Annotated in this window: 15 protein-coding genes; 11 read left to right on the top strand and 4 right to left on the bottom strand. The window is 45.3% G+C overall.

Annotated features, from left to right (window positions below; translation table 11 throughout):
* Positions 1–18: 18 nt before the first annotated feature.
* Entirely contained in the window at positions 19–2,517 is a 2,499-nt protein-coding gene (locus tag NIT79A3_RS06545) for an FtsX-like permease family protein (protein WP_013965426.1), read from the bottom strand.
* 67 nt (positions 2,518–2,584) lie between these two features.
* The gene (locus tag NIT79A3_RS06540) at positions 2,585–3,271 is read right to left on the bottom strand and encodes an ABC transporter ATP-binding protein (protein WP_013965425.1); all 687 of its coding nucleotides are present in this window, start codon (positions 3,269–3,271) and stop codon (positions 2,585–2,587) included.
* Between NIT79A3_RS06540 and NIT79A3_RS06535 the strand changes: the two genes are divergently transcribed.
* A complete protein-coding gene (locus tag NIT79A3_RS06535; protein ID WP_013965424.1) occupies positions 3,270–3,914 on the top strand; it encodes an arylesterase in 645 nt (214 codons plus the stop codon). The two genes, NIT79A3_RS06540 and NIT79A3_RS06535, sit on opposite strands and share 2 nt — an antisense overlap.
* A 46-nt stretch (positions 3,915–3,960) precedes the next feature.
* Here the strand turns inward: NIT79A3_RS06535 and NIT79A3_RS06530 are convergent, their stop codons facing one another.
* Positions 3,961–4,974, bottom strand: a complete 1,014-nt coding sequence (locus tag NIT79A3_RS06530) for an RluA family pseudouridine synthase (RefSeq protein WP_013965423.1) — start codon at positions 4,972–4,974, stop codon at positions 3,961–3,963.
* Positions 4,975–5,451: 477 nt separating this feature from the next.
* Between NIT79A3_RS06530 and NIT79A3_RS06525 the strand changes: the two genes are divergently transcribed.
* Positions 5,452–7,995 (top strand): Rne/Rng family ribonuclease, encoded by a 2,544-nt coding sequence (locus tag NIT79A3_RS06525; protein ID WP_013965422.1) that lies wholly within the window; start codon positions 5,452–5,454, stop codon positions 7,993–7,995.
* 37 nt (positions 7,996–8,032) lie between these two features.
* Here NIT79A3_RS06525 and polA read toward each other — a convergent pair whose 3' ends face one another.
* The gene (gene polA / locus NIT79A3_RS06520; RefSeq protein ID WP_013965421.1) at positions 8,033–10,780 is read right to left on the bottom strand and encodes a DNA polymerase I; all 2,748 of its coding nucleotides are present in this window, start codon (positions 10,778–10,780) and stop codon (positions 8,033–8,035) included.
* Between the two features lie 15 nt (positions 10,781–10,795).
* Between polA and NIT79A3_RS06515 the strand changes: the two genes are divergently transcribed.
* The 9 genes from NIT79A3_RS06515 (at position 10,796) to NIT79A3_RS06475 (ending at position 20,165) form a co-directional block, all read left to right on the top strand.
* Positions 10,796–11,515 carry a TIGR00730 family Rossman fold protein gene (locus NIT79A3_RS06515; protein ID WP_013965420.1) on the top strand — a complete coding sequence of 240 codons (720 nt, stop codon included), beginning with the start codon at positions 10,796–10,798 and terminating at the stop codon, positions 11,513–11,515.
* Between the two features lie 111 nt (positions 11,516–11,626).
* Positions 11,627–11,974: a DUF2782 domain-containing protein gene (locus tag NIT79A3_RS06510; RefSeq protein WP_348225740.1), complete on the top strand. Its 348-nt coding sequence runs from the start codon at positions 11,627–11,629 to the stop codon at positions 11,972–11,974.
* Positions 11,975–12,057: 83 nt separating this feature from the next.
* Positions 12,058–13,008, top strand: a complete 951-nt coding sequence (locus NIT79A3_RS06505; RefSeq protein ID WP_013965418.1) for a homoserine kinase — start codon at positions 12,058–12,060, stop codon at positions 13,006–13,008.
* A gap of 44 nt (positions 13,009–13,052) precedes the next feature.
* Complete coding sequence (locus NIT79A3_RS06500; RefSeq protein ID WP_013965417.1) at positions 13,053–14,036, top strand: BPSS1780 family membrane protein; 984 nt, start codon at positions 13,053–13,055, stop codon at positions 14,034–14,036.
* A 286-nt stretch (positions 14,037–14,322) separates the two neighbouring features.
* Positions 14,323–14,643 carry a hypothetical protein gene (locus NIT79A3_RS06495; protein ID WP_013965416.1) on the top strand — a complete coding sequence of 107 codons (321 nt, stop codon included), beginning with the start codon at positions 14,323–14,325 and terminating at the stop codon, positions 14,641–14,643.
* Between the two features lie 206 nt (positions 14,644–14,849).
* Positions 14,850–15,764 carry a C1 family peptidase gene (locus NIT79A3_RS06490; RefSeq protein ID WP_013965415.1) on the top strand — a complete coding sequence of 305 codons (915 nt, stop codon included), beginning with the start codon at positions 14,850–14,852 and terminating at the stop codon, positions 15,762–15,764.
* 109 nt (positions 15,765–15,873) lie between these two features.
* A complete protein-coding gene (locus NIT79A3_RS17775; protein WP_013965414.1) occupies positions 15,874–17,142 on the top strand; it encodes a hypothetical protein in 1,269 nt (422 codons plus the stop codon).
* 203 nt (positions 17,143–17,345) lie between these two features.
* Positions 17,346–18,047 carry a ribonuclease T(2) gene (locus tag NIT79A3_RS06480; RefSeq protein ID WP_013965413.1) on the top strand — a complete coding sequence of 234 codons (702 nt, stop codon included), beginning with the start codon at positions 17,346–17,348 and terminating at the stop codon, positions 18,045–18,047.
* Positions 18,048–18,233: 186 nt separating this feature from the next.
* Positions 18,234–20,165, top strand: a complete 1,932-nt coding sequence (locus NIT79A3_RS06475; RefSeq protein WP_013965412.1) for an alpha-amylase family glycosyl hydrolase — start codon at positions 18,234–18,236, stop codon at positions 20,163–20,165.
* The last annotated feature ends 47 nt before the right edge of the window (positions 20,166–20,212 follow it).

Below are 20,212 nucleotides of genomic sequence, written 5' to 3'. Positions count from 1 at the left end.
CAAAGTCACGAAGCGTGGTTAGCCAATTTTGCGTAAAGTTAATAGCGGCGGGCTGGATAATGCTGAGCGCGTACCCAGCATGCCGGCCACTAAAACACCGATCACACCGATTGACGTACCAACAAGCCAAATCCAGGGATTAAACGTGTAGTCTAGATGCAAGACATACTTACCGATGACATAGCCCAATACGCTGGCACCGGCCGATGCAAATAATCCGGCCAATCCGCCCAAGATTGCAAATTCGGCTGCCCAGGCACGTGACAATTGTTCCCGTCGGGCACCGAGTGCTCTAAAAATAGCCGCTTCATAAATGCGTTCGTCTTGCGTAGAAGCAATCGCTGCGTACAACACGGAAAAGCCAGCCAGTACAGTAAACACAAAAACAAATTCAATCGCCTGCGTTACCTGATCGATCATTTGTTGCACTTGGTTGATGACGATTGCCACATCGACCACCAAAATATTCGGAAAGGCCCTGACCAGTTCATGCATCAACGCAATTTCTTCGGGCGGCACATAAAAACTGGTGATATAACTGACCGGATAGTTATCCAGCAAACCAGGCGGTACGACAACAAAAAAATTAACCCGGAAACTATCCCAATCCACTTTTCTCATGCTGGTGATCTTAGCTGAAAAGGGGCTGCCTGCAATATCATAAGTCAATTCATCACCCAGCTTGACACCGATTATTTTAGCGATGCCTTCTTCAATCGACATAACCGCTTCGCTGCTATCCGCATTCCACCATTTGCCTTGAACAACTTGGTTATCCAATGCTTGTTGACTCGCCCAGGATAAATTGAATTCGCGCCGGATATGCCTTTCAGCATGCGGATCATTCGGATAATCCTCCGGCGACACATCCTTCCCATTAATCTTGATCAAACGGCCTCTTACCATCGGAAACACCGGCGGATGTTCAATGCCATATTGCAGAAAAAATTCCTCCAGCGGCTGCAATTGATCCGGTTGAATATTGACCAAAAAATGATTCGGCGCATCGGGCGGCAAGCTAGTATGCCAATCGTCGATCAAGTCATCCTGAATCAATGTCAGCACCAGCAATGCCATCAAACCCAATCCCAGTGCCACAGCTTGCAATACGCTTGAAACCGCGCGGCGGCTGATGCTGGCCAAACCATAACGCCAGGCCCCGCCGGCTTGATGCCGGAGGCTTGATAGTACTCTGATCAGTAACCAACCCAGACAACCAAAAATGACAATAGCCGAGACAAATCCTATGACGATATAAAGCCCCAGTTTCAGGTCTTGCGCTTTCCAGATAAACAAAAGCGAGAGAGCCACCAATCCCAATAAATAGCCAGCTATGCTATGCGCATTGGATAAGCCGATATCCCCGCGCAATACCCGTAAAGCCGGAACGCTACGTAAATTCAGCACAGGCGGTAATGCAAAACCCAGTAACAACACCAGCCCTACCAGTAGGCCTTGCAGTGCTGGCAGCCAATTGGGCCAGGGCAATTCCGTGTCGACAATACCGGTCAGCCAGTGAGTCAGAATCTCCTGCGCCGCAAAACCAATCAGGCATCCAACACTGCTGGCGATAACGCCCAGAACAATAAAATAATACAAGTACAGATAAAATAATTGTTTCTGACTGGCTCCCAAACTGCGCATCACCGCACACCCATCTAGATGACGCTGTGTAAACCGACGCACTGCCAATGCTATCGCCGCCGCTGCCAGAACAACACTGGCCAGGGCCGCCAGGCTTAAGAATTTTTCTGAACGCTCCAATGCGGCTTTAATCTCGGGACGTGCATCCCGGATCCCTTCAATTCTCTGTGCTTTGGTGAGCCGAGTTTTCGCCCAATCACGAAATTGCTGCACCGCTTTTATTTCACCCGCCACGAGTAACTGATAGGAAACACGGCTGCCTTCCTGAATTAAACCGGTATCTGACAAATCGGCTGCATTGATCATAGCGCGCGCGCCCATATTGATGAATCCCACCGAGTGATCCGGCTCACGCACGACCAATTCGGTCACCGTCAACTGGGTGTCACCTACATCTACCATGTCACCGCCTTTAAGCTCAAGCCGTGTCATGACTTTTTCATCGACCCAGATAGTGCCCGGTTGTGGAATTCTGCCAGCAACCTGAATTTCTGCTGTTTCTAAAGATCTGCTGGCCAGGTGCACACGCCCGCGCAGTGGATAGCCCTCTGTGACTGCTTTAATCTCAGTCAGCAGATTGTTCTCGCCATTGGAGACCATGCTGGGAAATTTGGTCAGCGTTGAAACAGATAATCCAAGCCGGCTAGCCTCATCGGCATAGTGTTCGGGTAAGGGTTTACTCGAAATAATCAGTAAATCCGCACCCAGCAGTTGATTGCTTTCGCGCGAAAGTGCCAGTTCCACCCGATCAGCAAAAAAACCCACTGTGGCCATTCCACTGACTGCAATGACCAGCGCAAAAACCAACACATTGAGTTCGCCCGCGCGCCAATCACGGTACAACATGCGAAAAGACAGCTTAAAATGATTCATGGAGAAAAATATTACCTTGCCGAAAATATACGAGGAATTATCAACGATGCTTGACTATATAAAACAATTATTGCACAAGCTTGCCATCCGCCAATCGGATTTGGCGCGAACAACGCCGTGACAGGGCTTCATCATGGGTAACCAAAACCAATGTCGTGCCATGTTCACGATTAAGTTCGAACATGAGCTCAATAATTTGTATTCCGGTGGCGGAATCGAGATTTCCCGTGGGTTCATCGGCCAGCAATAACTTGGGATCCGTTGCAAATGCTCGTGCAATAGCAACTCGCTGCTGCTCTCCTCCGGATAACTGTTTCGGATAATGATGCAAGCGCATGGACAATCCAACGCGTTCCAGTAATCTACGCGCCGTTGTTTCAGCGTTTCCGGCTGCAGAGAGTTCAAGCGGCAACATCACATTTTCAATCGCAGTCAATGCAGGAAGTAATTGAAATGACTGAAATACAAAACCCAGAATTTTGCCGCGCAAGGCAGCCCGGCTATCTTCATCCAGAGTAAAAATATCAATTGCATCCAGGTGAACTTTCCCAGACGTCGGCAAATCCAATCCTGCCAGTAGCCCTAATAAAGTAGATTTACCTGAACCGGATGCGCCTATAATTGCAACGGCCTCACCGGCGTTAACCTGCAAATCGATATCCTGCAATATGGTTAATTGTTTGTCGCCGGTATTAACCTGCTTAGTAAGTGCTTTGGTCCAAAGAATGGGTTGTTTAATAAAGTTATCTGACATGAAAAATTTCCTGATTATTCTGACGTTTCTTTTTACTTTCATTGCTCCTGCTACAGCGGCATCAACCAAAACTGTAATGGTTTTTGGTGATAGCCTTTCTGCTAGCCATGGCATGCCAATCGAAGCTGGCTGGGTTGCGCTACTTACACAACGATTACAGACCAAATTCACTGATTATCAAATCATAAACGCAAGCATCAGCGGTGAAACAACGCTTGGGGGACGCAATCGAATCAAACAATCACTTGAAACACATCGTCCTGAGATTGTTATTCTTGAGCTTGGCGCTAACGATGGTTTGCGTGGCGCTTCTATAAAATCCATCTATGAGAATCTGGCAACTATTATTGAAATATGCCAACAAAACAATTCTCAGGTTCTACTCGTCGGCATGCAATTACCTCCCAACTATGGCATGACTTATACCCGAAAGTTCCAAGCCATTTTTCCGCAATTGGCTGAAAATTATCAAATCAAATTAATACCATTCCTGCTAGCCGGTTTTGGAGAAAAACACGAATTTTTTCAAGCTGACGGGATACACCCTAACGAAGTCGCACAGAAAAAAATTGTTGAAACTGTCTGGGAAGTTCTGCAAACCATGATTAAAACTGAGAAAATCGCCGCCAACCCAGATAATTAGCTGCATATTATACCACTTCGATTTAAGTGAACCGAAATCTAAACAATCATTGATTTTCCAGACCATCGATAAATTTCTGCAGATCTTTCGACAAAGGCGATTGCAGTTGCATGCGTTCCCCCGTATTGGGGTGTGTGATTTGCAAGGTATGCGCGTGCAAAAACATTCTCGTTAGTTTGTTCAGCCCGCGGGCTTTAGCCAGTTGTTTGTTGATTTCGAAATCACCATATTTATCGTCACCAATGATTGGAAACCCAAGATGCGCCAGATGAACGCGAATTTGATGTGTACGGCCGGTTTTTATTTCGGCATCCAGTAAACTGAAATTCTTCCAGGATTTTTGCAGCTTGAATATCGTATGAGACAACATCGATTTGTTGTCATCATGCTCACCGGTTGATACTGCAACACGCCGCTCGCCACTTGCCGTAACATACTTGTTAAGTGCCAGTTTGACGTGTTGCTTAGCGTTGTGCCATTCCCCTCCAACCATCACCAAATAGTGCTTATCCATCAAGCCCTCACGAATCTGCCGATGCAATTCAACCAGTGCTGTGCGTTTCTTTGCGAGCAACAAAACACCGGAAGTATCTCTATCCAGGCGGTGCACCAGTTCCAAAAATTTCCAAGATGGATTTTGCGCACGCAATTGCTCAATCACGCCAAAACTAATTCCGCTCCCGCCGTGAACTGCCAATCCGCCGGGTTTATCAATTACCAGTAGCGCATCATCTTCATACAATGTAGCGAAGGTAAAGAAATTTGATGGTGCAATTGCAGGCTGCCGGGAAGAATTCTTCTCGGTTGTTTTGATCGGCGGAATTCGAACAATATCGCCCAATTGCAATCGATAACTGGCATTTATTCGTTTCCCGTTAACACGCACTTGACCGCTTCTCAATAGCTGATACAGGTGACTTTTGGGCACATTCCTGTATCGCTTGAATAAAAAATTATCAATCCGCTGGTCGCTCCCTTCTTCTTCGATACATTCTTTGACGACTACTGCAAGTGGTTGAATATTATTATTCGAATTTTTAATTTTAAGTGTGGCTTTCAAGTTAGTTTACAAACTGCTGTGAAGAAATATAAGGATTTTGCTTATTTCATTTTAAGTTTCTTTCTGTAAGAATTAACAAATTAATTACAAAAAATGACATATCATTTTTTATAAGATACTGATTAGAAATCAAGGTAGCTTATAAAGAAGTTTTATTAACAATAATTAACATAAAACAAAGTTCCGTTTGGAACTTTATGTAAAATCTGTTACCTTAAAGGGGGCTAATAAAACTTATAACTTATGTATTAGAACAGAATAAATAGGTTTTATTCTGTTCAAGATTACAAAAACTTTCATAAAGAATAAATTAACATACTAAAATACATTAACAAAAAGAAATAAATAATTGATTAATAAATATTATAATAAAACTATTAAACCCAAACCTCGTCATTACAACTACGTATACCAAAAAAATCTATCTGAAGAACTTGTGGATAGTGTACCCATAAATAGAACACGTAAGGTTTGTAAATGAAACGAATGTTATTTAATGCGACCCAACCTGAAGAGTTGCGAGTTGCAATTGTCAATGGCCAAACATTGGTTGACCTTGATATAGAATCCATCAGCAAGGAACAACGCAAAAGCAATATCTACAAAGCTGTCATTACACGAATTGAACCCAGCCTGGAAGCTGCATTTGTAGATTATGGCTGCGAACGTCACGGTTTCTTGCCATTTAAGGAAATCGCTCCCTCCTGCTTCAATGAAAGCGCCGGGTCTAGCAATGGCCGCATCCAGGACCTCCTGCAGGAAGGCCAGGAACTGATCGTACAAGTCGATAAAGATGAGCGTGGAAACAAAGGCGCTGCACTGACAACCTACATTTCACTGGCTGGCCGGTATCTGGTTTTAATACCCAATAACCCAAATAGCGGCGGTGTATCTCGCCGCATAACCGGTGAAGAACGCAACGACTTGCGCGATGTCATCGCAAAGCTTGAAGTGCCTCCGAGCATGAGCATTATTGCTAGAACTGCAGGAATCGGCCGAAGCACGGAAGAACTGCAATGGGACTTGAATTACCTGACACAGCTCTGGTATGCCATTGAGGAAGCTGCGAATAATCAGAATGGCGTTTTCTTGATTTATCAGGAAAGCAGTCTGGTAATACGGGCTATTCGTGATTATTTCAGTCAAGAAATTGGCGAAATTTTAATCGATAGCCGAGATATCTACGAGCAGGCCAGCCAATTCATGGTGCATGTCATGCCCGCCAATGTAGACCGTCTAAAATTTTATCACGATGATGTGCCGTTATTCTCACGCTTCCAAATTGAGCATCAGATAGAAACAGCCTATTCAAGAAAGGTGTCGCTGCCCTCAGGCGGTGCAATTGTTATTGATCATACCGAAGCACTGGTATCGGTTGACGTCAACTCAGCCCGCGCCATTCGCGGATTGGATATCGAGCATACTGCATTGAACACCAATCTTGAAGCAGCGGATGAAATTGCACGTCAATTAAGATTGCGTGACTTGGGCGGACTAATCGTCATCGATTTTATCGATATGGATGTGCAACGCAATCAGCGGGAAGTCGAGGCCAGATTACATGAAGCATTACGGCAAGACCGTGCACGTATTCAGGTAGGAAAAATTTCGCGTTTCGGTTTACTGGAATTATCACGCCAACGGCTGCGTCCTTCGCTGGGTGAAAGTAACTATATTCCATGCGCACGTTGCAACGGAACAGGATTTATTCGCGGCACTGATTCCTCAGCGCTGCACGTGCTGAGAATCATCCAAGAAGAAGCCATGAAAGAAAACACGAGCGCGTTGCATGTGCAACTTCCGGTCGATGTCGCCACATACCTACTCAACGAGAAACGCGCTGAAATTTATGATATCGAGGTTCGACAGAGAATTAATATTGTTTTAATACCCAATATCCATATTGAAACGCCTAATTACACCATCACTCGCTTGCGTCACGAAGATATAAAATCAAACGAAATGGTAGCTAGTTATAAGCTGGTAGAGAAAAATGCCGAAGAAAACAGTCAGCTATCTATCGAACAGAAAAATAAGCCTGTCCGTCTTCAAGCTGCTGTTCAAGGCATAAAACTCGCGCAACCGGCCCCCATCCGGGAAGACAGGTCATCGCGTGACACCTCGCTGCTGGATAAATTTTTTAGTTGGTTTAAACCTGCCAATTCGGAGGAAGTTAAACCCAACATTGAAGAAAAACAACAGACTGAGATTGACAAAACAAAAGCACCGCAAGATCGCGGACGTTCGCGAAGCCGCCGTGGACGCAACAGAAATGAGCGCAATAAAGATATTTCTGCACATGATCAGGCCAAACAAAGTGATTCGACTGACCTCAGCAGCGATGCGAATGCCGCAAATATATTAGTGACTGAGCAACCGCGGCAGCGCACGGCAGTTTCGGAGCGAAAAAACAATAAAAAGAAACAGGTTCAGTCACCCGACTCGGATTCTGCAGCAGATACACTTCCAGAGGGCCTGTCCGCTATAGAACAAGAGAGTCCTGAGAATTCCAGTGTCAAATCCGACGATCGCCGGCGTGCACGCCGACATCGCGGCAATAAAAATCGCAATCAACCGGCACACGCTAAAAGTTCTGACGATGAACAAAATTTAGTGACGGAGGAGCCGCTCGATAGCACAACTGGTAGCGAGGATTTTTCAACAGAAACTCAATCGAATGTTGAGATAACATTACCGATCAACGATAAGCCAGCGGTTGCAGCAACTAGAAAACATCACGCAAAAAAAACAACTGCTGCAATCCCGGTTGAAATTCAGCCAGTTCCAATCACTATTGATGAGCAAGCACCGCTAGCTACAGTAGTCAAATCACCTGAGCCCAATGTAGTTAAAGAGCTACCGGATTTTACAAAAAGCGGGTTAGTGATGATTGAAACACCTCCTGAAAAGGTAGAAATGGTTACTGAAGAAATTATCTTGCCTAAACGACCGCGAAAAAGAGTAAAAGAAGCTGTCGTCACGCAAGCAGAACCTTTAATGCAAGTTGAAACGCGCGAATAAATAAAACGCCCTGCAATAATCAACAGGCGCATTTAACCTAATGTGCCTGCTCCCAATTGTCACCGACACCAACGTCTATCAACAATGGCACATCCAGCTGCAAAACATTGCACATACATCCCGGCAACGAATTTTTTATTAACACAATTTCATCATCCGGCACTTCCAGAACCAATTCATCATGTACCTGCATAATCAGCTTGCTGCGTAACTGCTCCTTGTGCAGCCAGCCATGCACGGCGATCATCGCCAGTTTAATGATATCTGCTGCGGTTCCCTGCATCGGTGCATTGATGGCAGCACGCTCAGCGCCTTGGCGGCGATTTCCATTCGCATTGTTGATCTCGGGCAACCATAACCTGCGTCCCAGCACGGTTTCGACATAACCCAGTTGTCTGGCTTTTTCCCGGGTCTGCTGCATATAGCTTTCCACCCCCGGATACCGCGCAAAATACCGCTCCATATAAGCGCGGGCAGCACTACGTTCAATCCCTAATTGTGCCGCCAGGCCAAATTCAGACATGCCGTATATCAAACCAAAATTAATCACTTTGGCATACCGGCGTTGCTCCTGGTCCACTTGCTCCAGCGGAATTCCAAATATTTCTGCGGCAGTCGCTTTATGAATATCTTCACCGGCTGCAAAGGCCTTTAAAAGACCTTCATCCTGAGAAATATGCGCCATAATCCGTAATTCTATTTGTGAATAATCGGCTGAAATAATCCGGTGGCCTGGTGGCGCGATAAACGCTTCCCGAATCCTGCGGCCTTCGCTGGTTCGCACCGGAATATTCTGCAAATTAGGATCTGAGCTGGCTAAACGTCCTGTCACGGCGACCGCTTGTGCATAATTGGTATGCACCCGGCCCGTATTCCGGTCCATCATCAGAGGAAGTTTGTCGGTATAAGTCGACTTTAACTTGGCAAGACTACGATAATTGAGCAACAATTTAGGCAAAGGATAATCCAGCGCAAGTTGCTGCAAAACATCTTCATCGGTAGAAGGAACGCCGGTCGGTGTTTTCTTGATGATAGGCAGTTTCAGCTGGTTAAACAGAATCTCCTGGATCTGCTTGGGCGAATTCAGATTAAACGGCTGCCCGGCAATTGTATAAGCCTGTTGTTCCAAAGTGTGTAATTTCTCGCCCAGCTCATGGCTTTGCTTTTGCAACAGCTTATAGTCCAGCAAAACACCGTTACGCTCAATTTCAAACAACACATCCAGAATCGGCATTTCGATCATACGATAGATATAATCCAGCCGATCGTCACTTTGGATGGCAGGATATAAAGCTTGATGCAACCGTAATGTGATGTCCGCATCTTCCGCTGCATACCGGGTAGCAACATCAATCGCCACTTCATCAAAACCGATGCGGCTCACACCTTTTCCGGTAACATCGTCATAACTGATTGTTTTAATATCCAGATGCCGCATTGCCATATTATCCATATTATGCGGGCGGTGAGACTCCAGAACGTAGGACTGGAGCAACGTATCATGCACAATACCGTTCAGTTGAATATCATGATTAGCAAAAACATGCTTATCATATTTTAAATTCTGACCCAATTTTGGTTTTTCCGCACTCTCCAACCATGGCTTAAGTTTATTCAATGCCTCATCCAGCGATAATTGCTGCGGCACACCGGTATAATTGTGCATCAATGGCAGGTAAGCTGCCTGATGACTTTCAATACAAAATGAAATGCCCACCAGCTTTGCCTGCATTGGACTTAAACTGGTCGTTTCACTGTCCACCGATACCAGTTGCGCAGCATCCAGCCGGACTAGCCAATCATTCAGCTCGTCTTCTGTAAAGATAGTCTGATAAGTTCCTGGATGTGTCTGAACGGCATTGTTGTTTCCATTATCCGCCGCCGCTGCTGTCTGATTTCTGTTGGGGCCGCCTGATTGCGATTGATTTGCGCTGCTTTGTTGCTGACCTAGCTCACGTAACGACGCCTTCATGTCCAGTTGTTCATAGAGCAGGATCAGTTGCCCGGTGTCCTGAGGCTTAGGTGCAAGATCGGTGATTCTGACAGGAAGATCCACATCACATTTAATCGTTATTAACTGGCGCGCGGTATCGAACCAATCCAGTGCTTTACGTAAATTGTCACCAATCGCTCCCTTGAATTCATCAGCATGTGCAATGATATTGTCCAGCGACCCATATTGTGTAAGCCATTTGACCGCAGTCTTGGGTCCCACTTTGTGCACACCCGGAACGTTATCGGCCGTATCGCCGATCAGCATCAGATAATCCAATATGCGTTCCGGCGTTACGCCAAATTTATCAACCACACTCGCCTCATCGAGTACTTCATTGCTCATGGTATTAACCAGCGTTATGTTTGCGTTGACCAACTGCGCAATATCTTTGTCACCAGTTGAGATGATGCACTGCATATTTTCCTCAACTGCCTGTTTTGCCAGGGTACCGATGACATCGTCGGCTTCCACGCCATCAATAATCAACATTGGCCAGCCCATTGCACGAATGCAGGCATGCAATGGCTCAATTTGAACAGCCAGATCATGCGGCATAGCCGGTCTATGCGCTTTATAAGCAGGATACAGTTCATCCCGGAAAGTTTTACCTTTTGCATCAAACACACACGCGCTATAATCCGCGGGGTAGTCCTTGTGCAAGCGCCGCAGCATATTGAGCACACCGTGAATTGCACCCGTCGGTTCGTTGTTACGATTGCGTAAATCAGGTAATGCATGAAAAGCGCGATATAAATAGGACGAACCATCAACCAGCAACAATGTTTTCATTTACAAAATTTTCCTATGAGCCTACGAGATAAACCGGCCACTCACCTATCTGTAGATAAACCCTGGTCAGCAAAAGAGTCATGGCGCCTGTTTGGAATTATGGCAGAGTTTGTTGAAGGAACAGAACGTCTTGATACCATTCAACCTGCTGTCAGTATTTTTGGCAGCGCGCGTACCAACCCTGACAGCCCACACTATAAATTAGCAGAGCAAATTGCCAAACAACTTTCTGATGCCGGTTTCTCAGTTATCTCCGGTGGTGGGCCAGGTATCATGGAAGCTGCGAATAAAGGCGCTTATTTTGGAAAATCACCCAGCATCGGTCTGAATATTCAATTACCCCACGAACAGCATCGTAATGCTTACCAGGATATCAGCCAGACCTTCCGGCATTTCTTTGCGCGCAAATATATGTTTGTTAAATTTGCCACTGCCTACGTAGTGCTACCCGGCGGCTTTGGCACCTTAGACGAATTAATGGAAGCGCTGACACTGGTGCAAACCGGGAAAACCCGGAAAATGCCCATTATTTTAGTCTATTCGGAATTCTGGCGCGGATTACTGGATTGGTTCCAAAAGACATTAATCGCCGAAGGATTTATTTCAGCGGAAGATATGAATCTGATCCAGATCATTGACGAACCCAGTCAGGTAGTCAATGCAATTTTTCAGTATTATGAAACCAGTGGATTTGAACCCACTGCGGCTGAAAGAGAAATTCAGCTCAATCTTTAACCGTCGTCTGCGATTTTAGGTAGAATACAAAATAATCCCGACACACCGGTAACCAATATGTATCTGTACCGACTTATTTTTATATTGCTGTTAAGCTCTACGATACCTGTCATGGCGCAAACTGAGCAGCCGAAACAGCCGAAAAAATCTTCACAGCCGGATAATTTAATACCGTTGCCTGAAATTCCTGAGTTACCCCGTGATTTGACCGATCCGCCACCGCTTCCGCCCGATATTCAACCGGATCCTGAGCTGGAAACACAAGTTACCATTATAAAACGTGGAGAAGATACTATTGAAGAGCACCGTGTCAATGGCGAGCTTCTTATGATTAAAGTTATACCACGTATCGGTCCGCCTTATTACCTGAAAAAAAACACCGGGAGAGGTTCGCACACGCATGCGGGTGAAGCGGGTATTGATGTCAGTCCACCAATGTGGCAACTGTTGAAATTTTAACTTTATTACAAAGCAAAACAAGACTTAATCCCATGAGGCTCGTCAGATCCTACTTCTTTTTCGTTTTTTTATCCTGTTAACTCATGTCTGTTTTTACACCAGTTACTGATAGCCAGCTCACAGCTTGGTTAAAAGATTATGCGCTTGGCCAGCTCATCAACCTGCAAGGTATCTCCTCGGGCATTGAGAATACCAATTATTTTGTCACGACCACGCAAGGCAAGTTTGTATTGACTCTATTCGAAAAATTAACCAGTCACGAATTGCCTTATTATCTGAATCTAATGGCGCATTTGTCGCAGCATGATATTCCCTGCCCGGCTCCGATCCCTAGACTCGATCACAAGCTCTTAGGTGAACTGAACAGTAAACCAGCTACTATCGTTACTTGTCTGCCGGGACAGTCATTAACGCACCCGACCGCAGAACACTGTGCAGAAGTTGGGAACATATTGGCAAAAATGCACCTATCTGGAAAATCTTATCCCGGAAGAATGAGTAATCCACGGGGATTAACATGGTGGCAAGCCAGAGCGCCCGAGATTTCCCCCTATTTATCTGCAGCTGAGAAATCGTTACTCGAATCAGAACTGAATTTTCAGTTATCACAACAAACCATGGCATTACCCCATGGGGTTATTCATGCGGATCTGTTCCGGGACAATATTTTATTTACCGGTCACAAAATAGGCGGTGTTATTGATTTTTATTTCGCCTGTAATGACGCTTTTTTGTATGATTTGGCAATTGTTGCCAATGACTGGTGCATGACCGAGGAAAAAACTTTGGATAGGCTGCGCGCACTTTCACTTATTAAAGCCTATCATACGATTCGTCCACTATCCGTTTCCGAACAGGATGCCTGGCCAGGCATGTTGCGTGCAGGTGCATTACGTTTCTGGATTTCTCGTCTCTATGACTACCATCTGCCACGCCCGGGGGAACTGACGCATGCCAAAGATCCGGCGCATTTTAGAGAAATATTGAAGAATCACGCGGCAGATCCTGAGAAATTGCGGCAGCTCTGGATATAAATAATAATTAAAACTGTTTACCGAACTTTACTGGAGAAACATCAATGGAAATTCATCAAGTCAACGCGAAACAGGGATTGCAATGGATTTTAAGCGGCTTCTATCTGTTTCTCAAAGCGCCACTGGCTTGGATATTTGTTTGCTTTACCTTGATGTTGATCGCGATGGCAATGGCATTCATACCATTGCTGGGAAAGTTTGTTTTTACTTTGATTTCACCGGTATTTCTGGCCGGAATCATGATGGGCTGTAAGGAGATGGAACAAGGTAAACCAATTGAATTGACGCATCTATTCATTGCTTTCAAAACTAATCCGGCACCATTAATTACCATCGGCGGTATCTATCTGATCGGGCAAATTCTAATCATCGGGCTGGTAATGTTGATTGGAGGTTCTCAGATGACAGACATGTTGTTATATGGAAAAAGAGTCGACGAAAGCGAGTTAATGGGTGTAATGAGCAGCATGCTCACATCTTCACTGATTGTATTGACACTTTCCATCCCACTGATGATGGCTTCCTGGTTCTCACCCTTATTGGTTGTATTCCATAATGTCCCGCCAATTGTTGCAATGCAAAGAAGCTTTTTTGCTTGCCTGAAAAACTTCATCCCGTTTCAGTTGTACGGTGTTACGCTCATAGTGCTGACCATTCTTAGTCTGATGCCCTATGGCCTTGGCCTCGTCATCCTGATTCCCACTATTTTCACTTCAATTTACGTCAGTTACAAAGACATTTTCCTGGCCGAACCACTCCGATTTAAAAATACTGAATCAGATAACGATCATCAGAAAACCAATTGGAACAATGCCGAGGAAGGACAGGCCGAGAATGAAAATAAATCAAAATTGGAAACAGTTCCCATAGAAAACAAACTAAAGGATCAGAGCGAACTGGTTCAATGCGCACGATGTAATATATTTATACCACGGAACGAGGCGATTGAAGACAGAGAGCAATTCTTTTGCAGCGAGGAACACCGCCAACAGCATCAATCTGAAGAGAATTCGATAAATAAGCAATGATCTATTGATGCCATTTAAAACTTGTCCATGCACAGCTAACATCTGGCATATTGGTCGCTTTCTTGCGCCGGGTTTAAATTCACCCCCTGTGCCGATTGAAATCTGACCAGGTGTTTTAATGGCCTAGCCACCCCATCGCTTTAAATAAATAAATTAATCAAGCTGTTTCGGCTCTCATCTCAATAAACATCGAACATTTTTTAGATAAAAATAAGCAAAATGCTTATATATTTCTTCAATCAATAATTCTATATTGGCTTGTCTTTGTCATTCGGGGGCAGTTCAAATGAAACAATATGAAATCCTAGATAATCATAAGATAAATAATTACTTAAGCGAATGGAAAGCTAACCATAAGTTTATTGAAATGGGTCAATTAAGACGTATAAAGATACACGCAGCGCGGCTTATTGATACTATTGATGACAAGAAAAGTGTATCTCCTGCACTGCATCAGCTAATAGAAGCGAGTCTGGTTCTGGAAACAATAGATTCCAAAATTCTCGCTGTTTACTTAAAACGACCACCTGCCATTATCCGTTCCGAGTTTCAAAGCATTCGCAGAATTCTCGGAGAATGCGAGAGAAATTCAATAAGTTTTTATTGATCAAGCCAAGGCGATAAAACTTATACCATTCATCAAGTAATTCCTCGTGTCAATAAAGCGGATATCAGAGTAAAGGTGGATGACAATATGGAATAGTGATCGCCGCAAGAAGAAGCATTTTTAGAATTACTCAGTGGTGTCATGAAATTTGCAGCTTATGCATACCCAGATATCAAACACGTTGTCATTTTTCCAGGAGAATAATTATGAATACTAATGACGTAAAAAACCGAGGAATGGGCTGGCTTCGCGACTTGCCAGATTTCAGAGACTACACACCTGAGCATGAAAAAATTCAACCATTGCTTGCAAAGATGAATGTAGCGAGACCTGCAGCACCAGCCTCATTACCAGCTTCAATCGATCTTAGAGCCTGGTGCTCTCCTATCGAAGATCAGCAAGACTTAGGTTCTTGTACCGCGCAGGCTGGAGCGGGATTAATCGAATTTTATCAAAACAGGGCTTTTGGTACCTACACGGATGTCTCAAGGTTGTTTCTTTATAAAACAACACGAAATTTACTTGGCTTGACGGGTGATACTGGCGCATATCTCAGTTCTACGATGGCTGCCATGACCTTATTTGGAGCACCGCCGGAAAAATACTGGCCGTATACCACGGTGAAACCTAGTCCTGTATCCCCGCCTCCGGCACCTGATTTCGACATGGAACCCCCTGCATTCTGCTATGCCTTTGCGCAAAACTATCAATCCATTGTCTATTATCGGCTTGATCCTATAGGGATCACACCAGCTGACCTGTTACAGCGCATCAAAACCTATCTAGCCGGGAATATGCCGTCTATGTTTGGGTTTACGGTCTACAGCTCCTACCGGCAATCTGGGTCCAATGGTCATTTGCCATTCCCATGTCCGAAAGAAAGTACCGAGGGCGGGCATGCTGTCGTTGCAGTTGGCTATGACGATGCCAAGAAAATCAAGAATCCAATATGTGGAAAAGAATCGACCGGCGCCTTGTTAATTAGAAATTCGTGGGGTACCGGGTGGGGTGAAAAAGGCTACGGTTGGATACCCTACGAATACGTTTTACAAGGACAAGCCGCCGACTGGTGGACGCTATTAAAACAGGAGTATGTAGACTCCAAGCAGTTTGGGTTGTAATGGATTAGCGAGGGGTAAGTAATACTTCTGTGCAAACCAAACTTAAAATAAATGGCGTTTCTGACACATGGATTTTTTGATTTATTGACTCTAACCCAAGGAGAACATCATGTTGAATCAATATATTAAGACTTTAAGCGTTGACGTTAAATGTTTCCATGTTCCTCGAGCAGACAACTATTGCGATTCTAAAAACAAACATGGATTCATTACATTAACGATTGTCGCTAGCATTCTTTTTTCACCCTATTACCTAGCGGTGGCAGCTGATGCTCGAGCACAACCAACAATGGAGATTACCAATCCCAATCTAAGTGGCAAGGATATAACTCAAGGGCAAGCGGTGGCACCGGAAAAAATCTATACGCGTGAAGAGATACTTAAAGCTGAGCCATTAAAGTGGGCACCAGCAGGAAAAGCTGATAAACGGTATCTCGACAATAGCAGCTTCAAGGAAAAACAGCCACAGGTAAAAGGCCGCGTCCAGTTGCAACCTCCCGGTCTACCGAACCCGGAAGCCAACAACCAAGCACAAAAGGAGTTCCCTGACCAGTGGCAATTGCTGAAGGAGCTTGACCAGCAGAGTACCGGGAAACCGATTCACAAGGAAACAGCAGAAACAGCTACACTTCCTGCGGCGGCTCCCGCAGCTACTAATTTTGGTACGCAGGATATTTATACCAGTTACAAGGGTAACTACTGGTCTGTGCAACAAACAGCATATCCTTGGGCAGTTGTTGGCAAGCTGCTTATTGATGGGGGAGGCTATTGCACTGCGCAATCCATTACGGGTGCCCCAAAAAATATCATTGTAACCGCCGCGCATTGCGTTTATGACGTGGACCAAGGATTTAAATCCGGCTGGACTTTCGTGCCGGCAGAGCGCAACGGGGCCGCTCCTTATGGTCAATTCAGGTGGGCCAGCGCTCGAGTTTTGACTGCTTGGACAACGGGCGGTGCCCGGCGCGACGATATTGCTCTAATCCGCCTGCAGAACAATAGCGCCGGCCGGCCTGTCAGCTACTACACTGGCTGGTTCGGATGGCGCCAAAACTATCCGTATACGCGCAGCCTGCATTCTGTCGGCTATGCGAGCAATATTTCTACAGCATGGACCTCAATATGCGCGGCGGAAAGTTTCTATGCCAGTTGTGAGGGTACGGATGTTTTGGTCAAGGGATGTAATATGACATACGGAAGCAGTGGTGGCGCTTGGATCGACGAATATAAGCCCTACGAGATCAGCGGTTATGTTGAAAGCGTAGTTAGTGGCCCTTCATGCGCTGGTGCTTTTGGCCAAACCTTTGTAGGTGCTCATTTCAGCGATGCGAATTTTGGTAAGCTGTGTGCAGCGGAAGGCGGCTGTACAACGCCGTAAGGGTTAAGTGAAAATAATTGTGATCAGCTCGATGGGGTCACAGCGCTTTCTACCCGCATCGGTAAACATAAGTCTGCTTAGCACATATGACGGATACGAAAAGCATGTGGCCCACCGCTGGATTCAGCGATGTGACAGGCAATGAGCATAGATTTTAGTTCTAAAGTTCTTGGAAGACTGTCTTTGTGTCAATTGGAGGATATATGAATAACAAAATATGGCTTATTGTCGTAGGTTGTTTCGCTGCATTTCAGGCAGTTGCCGAACCTTCATGCAATTTAGACCTCAACAAGAACCCTTATTATCGGTTGGAGTTAACAGTACCCGCGGCTTTCTGCAAAAGTGGCGCCAATAAAAGCGATCCCAGTTGTAGAGACTTCCCGAAAGAAGGCGCTATCCAACTGCATGGACTGTGGCCTAATTACTCGCAAGGCTATCCGGAAGGGGTTTGTAATACGCACGAATGCCCGCCCAATCGTCCCACCTATTGCGATTATCCATCTCCTCCCCGCTTGTATGAATCTGGCGGCTGGAAAACATTGAAAGGTTTTATGGCTGGGCTGGAAAAATGTCTGGAACGGCACGAATGGGTGAAACATGGCATTTGCTCACCGATGACGGCCCCGGCTTATTTTGAATGGTCATTGACCAAAGTCAAGGAAATTTCCGAAGCGATTGCACCGTATAAGGATAAGAAAATCAGCCGGAAACAATTCAATATGCTTATCGCCTATAAGCTCCCGGATATCGATGGTGCCATACGTTTGAAATGTTCCGGATCAGACTTGTATAGCCTGAGTGTGTACTATAAATGGGGCGATACCCCGCAAGAAGTCATTCCGACTACTAGTGGTCAGAATTCGTTCGGCAATTGCAAGCAGACATTTCGCATACCATCCAAATAATGTAGAAGGCCATTTGGGGAGAATCAAGTTACTGCGATAAGAATGCAAAAGCTTGCCAACCTTAAGTCGTATGAATGTTGTTGGAGAATCGTTTGTTAATAAGAAGTTGTGATGCTAATAAAGAATCCGCCGCAAGCAGCAGGGTATTAATTGCGATCTTCAATGAACAATTTGGTGTAATAAACCATGCAAGATATTGATAACAAAACTCACGACAATATCGAGCAGTCGATTGCAGATATCGATTGGGCGGCTTATCAAAAACGGCAATTCACACCTTCGCCCGCGGCCTGGGAAGATCAGGTTCTTTATTTTTTAATGCTGGACCGATTTTCTGACGAGAAGGAAAAGGATTATTTCGATAATAACGGTAACCGCGTAATTACCGGAACGACACCCCCTTTTCAATTTGAGCGTGATGCCTATAAAGCGGATCGAGCGCAATGGGCTAACCAGGGTAACCGTTGGCTTGGCGGCACATTAAAAGGTTTGGCAAGCAAGATAGGCTATTTGAAACGCCTGGGTATCACTGCAATTTGGATCAGTCCGGTATTTAAACAGATGCCGAAGGACGAGCATTCTTATCACGGCTATGCCATACAGAATTTCTTGGATGTCGATCCCCATTTCGGCACTCGTCAGGACTTGCAGGATTTGGTGGATATTGCTCATTCCCATGGTATCTACGTTATTCTCGATATAATTTTTAATCATGCTGGCGATGTGTTTGCATATGATGCCGACCGCTACACTTCCAGCGATGAGCATGGCAATCATTTTATGGATCCGCGCTGGGATAATTATCCCTATCGAGTTAAAGGATACCGCAATGCCGAGGGCATTCCTGAAATTCCATTTGCCCGGATCGATGCGGCTGCTCAGCCGGAAGCATGGCCCGATCAAGCCATCTGGCCCGCAGAGTTACAGGACTCAGAAACTTTCACCCGCAAGGGTCGCATTTCAAGTTGGGACTATGATCCGGAATTCCGCGAAGGCGATTTTATTACGCTGAAAGACATCGATCACGGAAAGCATGACTATGATTCCGGTGGCAAAAGGATTATTGATAGCTTTTATCCCTCCAAAGCTCTGGTTACCCTGTGCGACATCTATAAGTTCTGGATCGCTTTCGCCGACATCGACGGCTATCGAATTGATACTGTCAAGCACATGGAACCTGGAGCTACCCGCTATTTCACAGCAGTCATTCAAGAATATGCTCAAAGCCTGCGCAAGGAAAACTTTTATCTGATTGGTGAAATCACCGGGGGCCGGGAATTTGCTTTTGATCTGATGGAAACTACCGGACTCAATGCCGCTTTGGGTATTGACGATATACCGGATAAACTGGAATATCTGGCTAAAGGCTACCGTAATCCGCAATCCTATTTTAGCCTGTTTAGAAATTCAGTATTGGTTGGACAAGGCTCTCATGTCTGGTACGGAAAGCATATCGTCACACTTTTCGACGACCACGATCAAGTCCGTAAAGGCGGGAATAAAGCGCGTTTCTGCGGTGACACGCTAAATCGCGGCTATGCTCATTTACCTGCTGTTGTTGCCCTTAATCTCACCACGATGGGCATTCCCTGCCTTTATTACGGCACGGAGCAAGCCTTCAACGGTGCGGGAGATAATGATCGGTATTTACGTGAATGCATGTTCGGCGGAACATTCGGTTCGATTCAAAGCAACGGTCTGCATTTCTTTAATGAAGAACACAAGATCTACCGGATAATTGCCGCCATTAACCAAACTAGAAAAGAGCGCTTAGCGTTACGTAGAGGACGGCAATATCTTCGGGAGATTTCTGAAAGCGGCGAGGCAGGCACTTTCGGTTATCCACACATGATGGATGACCGGATTCTGTCTGTCGTCCCTTGGTCCCGTATCTTTGATAATCATGAAATAGTACTTGCAATCAATACGGATGTCGATCAGTCCCGAACCGCTTGGGTAACTATTGATAACGATCTGCACGGCGATAAATCGAAATTTCTAAAATGTATCTACTCAACCGACACAGCTCAGATCGATACCACAATTACTATTGAGCAAAAAAATGGCAAAGCGGTCCGTTTAACTGTTCCGCAAGGAGGTTTTGTCATCTATGAGTAGCCTGAACAGGCCAAGCTAACATAGCGAAATCATGTAGATTTGAACCA

Origin of the sequence: Nitrosomonas sp. Is79A3, from assembly GCF_000219585.1 — a bacterium.
Taxonomy (GTDB): domain Bacteria; phylum Pseudomonadota; class Gammaproteobacteria; order Burkholderiales; family Nitrosomonadaceae; genus Nitrosomonas.
The sequence above is the reverse complement of the archived record's forward strand: the minus strand, read 5'-3'. Positions and strand labels throughout refer to the sequence as shown.

Excerpts from the sequence above, each read along its gene's own strand:
- NIT79A3_RS06545 (WP_013965426.1), bottom strand. The coding sequence starts at position 2,517 with ATGAATCATTTTAAGCTGTCTTTTCGCATGTTGTACCGTGATTGGCGC.
- NIT79A3_RS06535 (WP_013965424.1), top strand. The coding sequence starts at position 3,270 with ATGAAAAATTTCCTGATTATTCTGACGTTTCTTTTTACTTTCATTGCT.
- NIT79A3_RS06540 (WP_013965425.1), bottom strand. The coding sequence starts at position 3,271 with ATGTCAGATAACTTTATTAAACAACCCATTCTTTGGACCAAAGCACTT.
- NIT79A3_RS06525 (WP_013965422.1), top strand. The coding sequence starts at position 5,452 with ATGAAACGAATGTTATTTAATGCGACCCAACCTGAAGAGTTGCGAGTT.
- polA (WP_013965421.1), bottom strand. The coding sequence starts at position 10,780 with ATGAAAACATTGTTGCTGGTTGATGGTTCGTCCTATTTATATCGCGCT.
- NIT79A3_RS06515 (WP_013965420.1), top strand. The coding sequence starts at position 10,796 with ATGAGCCTACGAGATAAACCGGCCACTCACCTATCTGTAGATAAACCC.
- NIT79A3_RS06510 (WP_348225740.1), top strand. The coding sequence starts at position 11,627 with ATGGCGCAAACTGAGCAGCCGAAACAGCCGAAAAAATCTTCACAGCCG.
- NIT79A3_RS06505 (WP_013965418.1), top strand. The coding sequence starts at position 12,058 with ATGTCTGTTTTTACACCAGTTACTGATAGCCAGCTCACAGCTTGGTTA.
- NIT79A3_RS06500 (WP_013965417.1), top strand. The coding sequence starts at position 13,053 with ATGGAAATTCATCAAGTCAACGCGAAACAGGGATTGCAATGGATTTTA.
- NIT79A3_RS06495 (WP_013965416.1), top strand. The coding sequence starts at position 14,323 with ATGAAACAATATGAAATCCTAGATAATCATAAGATAAATAATTACTTA.
- NIT79A3_RS06490 (WP_013965415.1), top strand. The coding sequence starts at position 14,850 with ATGAATACTAATGACGTAAAAAACCGAGGAATGGGCTGGCTTCGCGAC.
- NIT79A3_RS17775 (WP_013965414.1), top strand. The coding sequence starts at position 15,874 with ATGTTGAATCAATATATTAAGACTTTAAGCGTTGACGTTAAATGTTTC.
- NIT79A3_RS06480 (WP_013965413.1), top strand. The coding sequence starts at position 17,346 with ATGAATAACAAAATATGGCTTATTGTCGTAGGTTGTTTCGCTGCATTT.
- NIT79A3_RS06475 (WP_013965412.1), top strand. The coding sequence starts at position 18,234 with ATGCAAGATATTGATAACAAAACTCACGACAATATCGAGCAGTCGATT.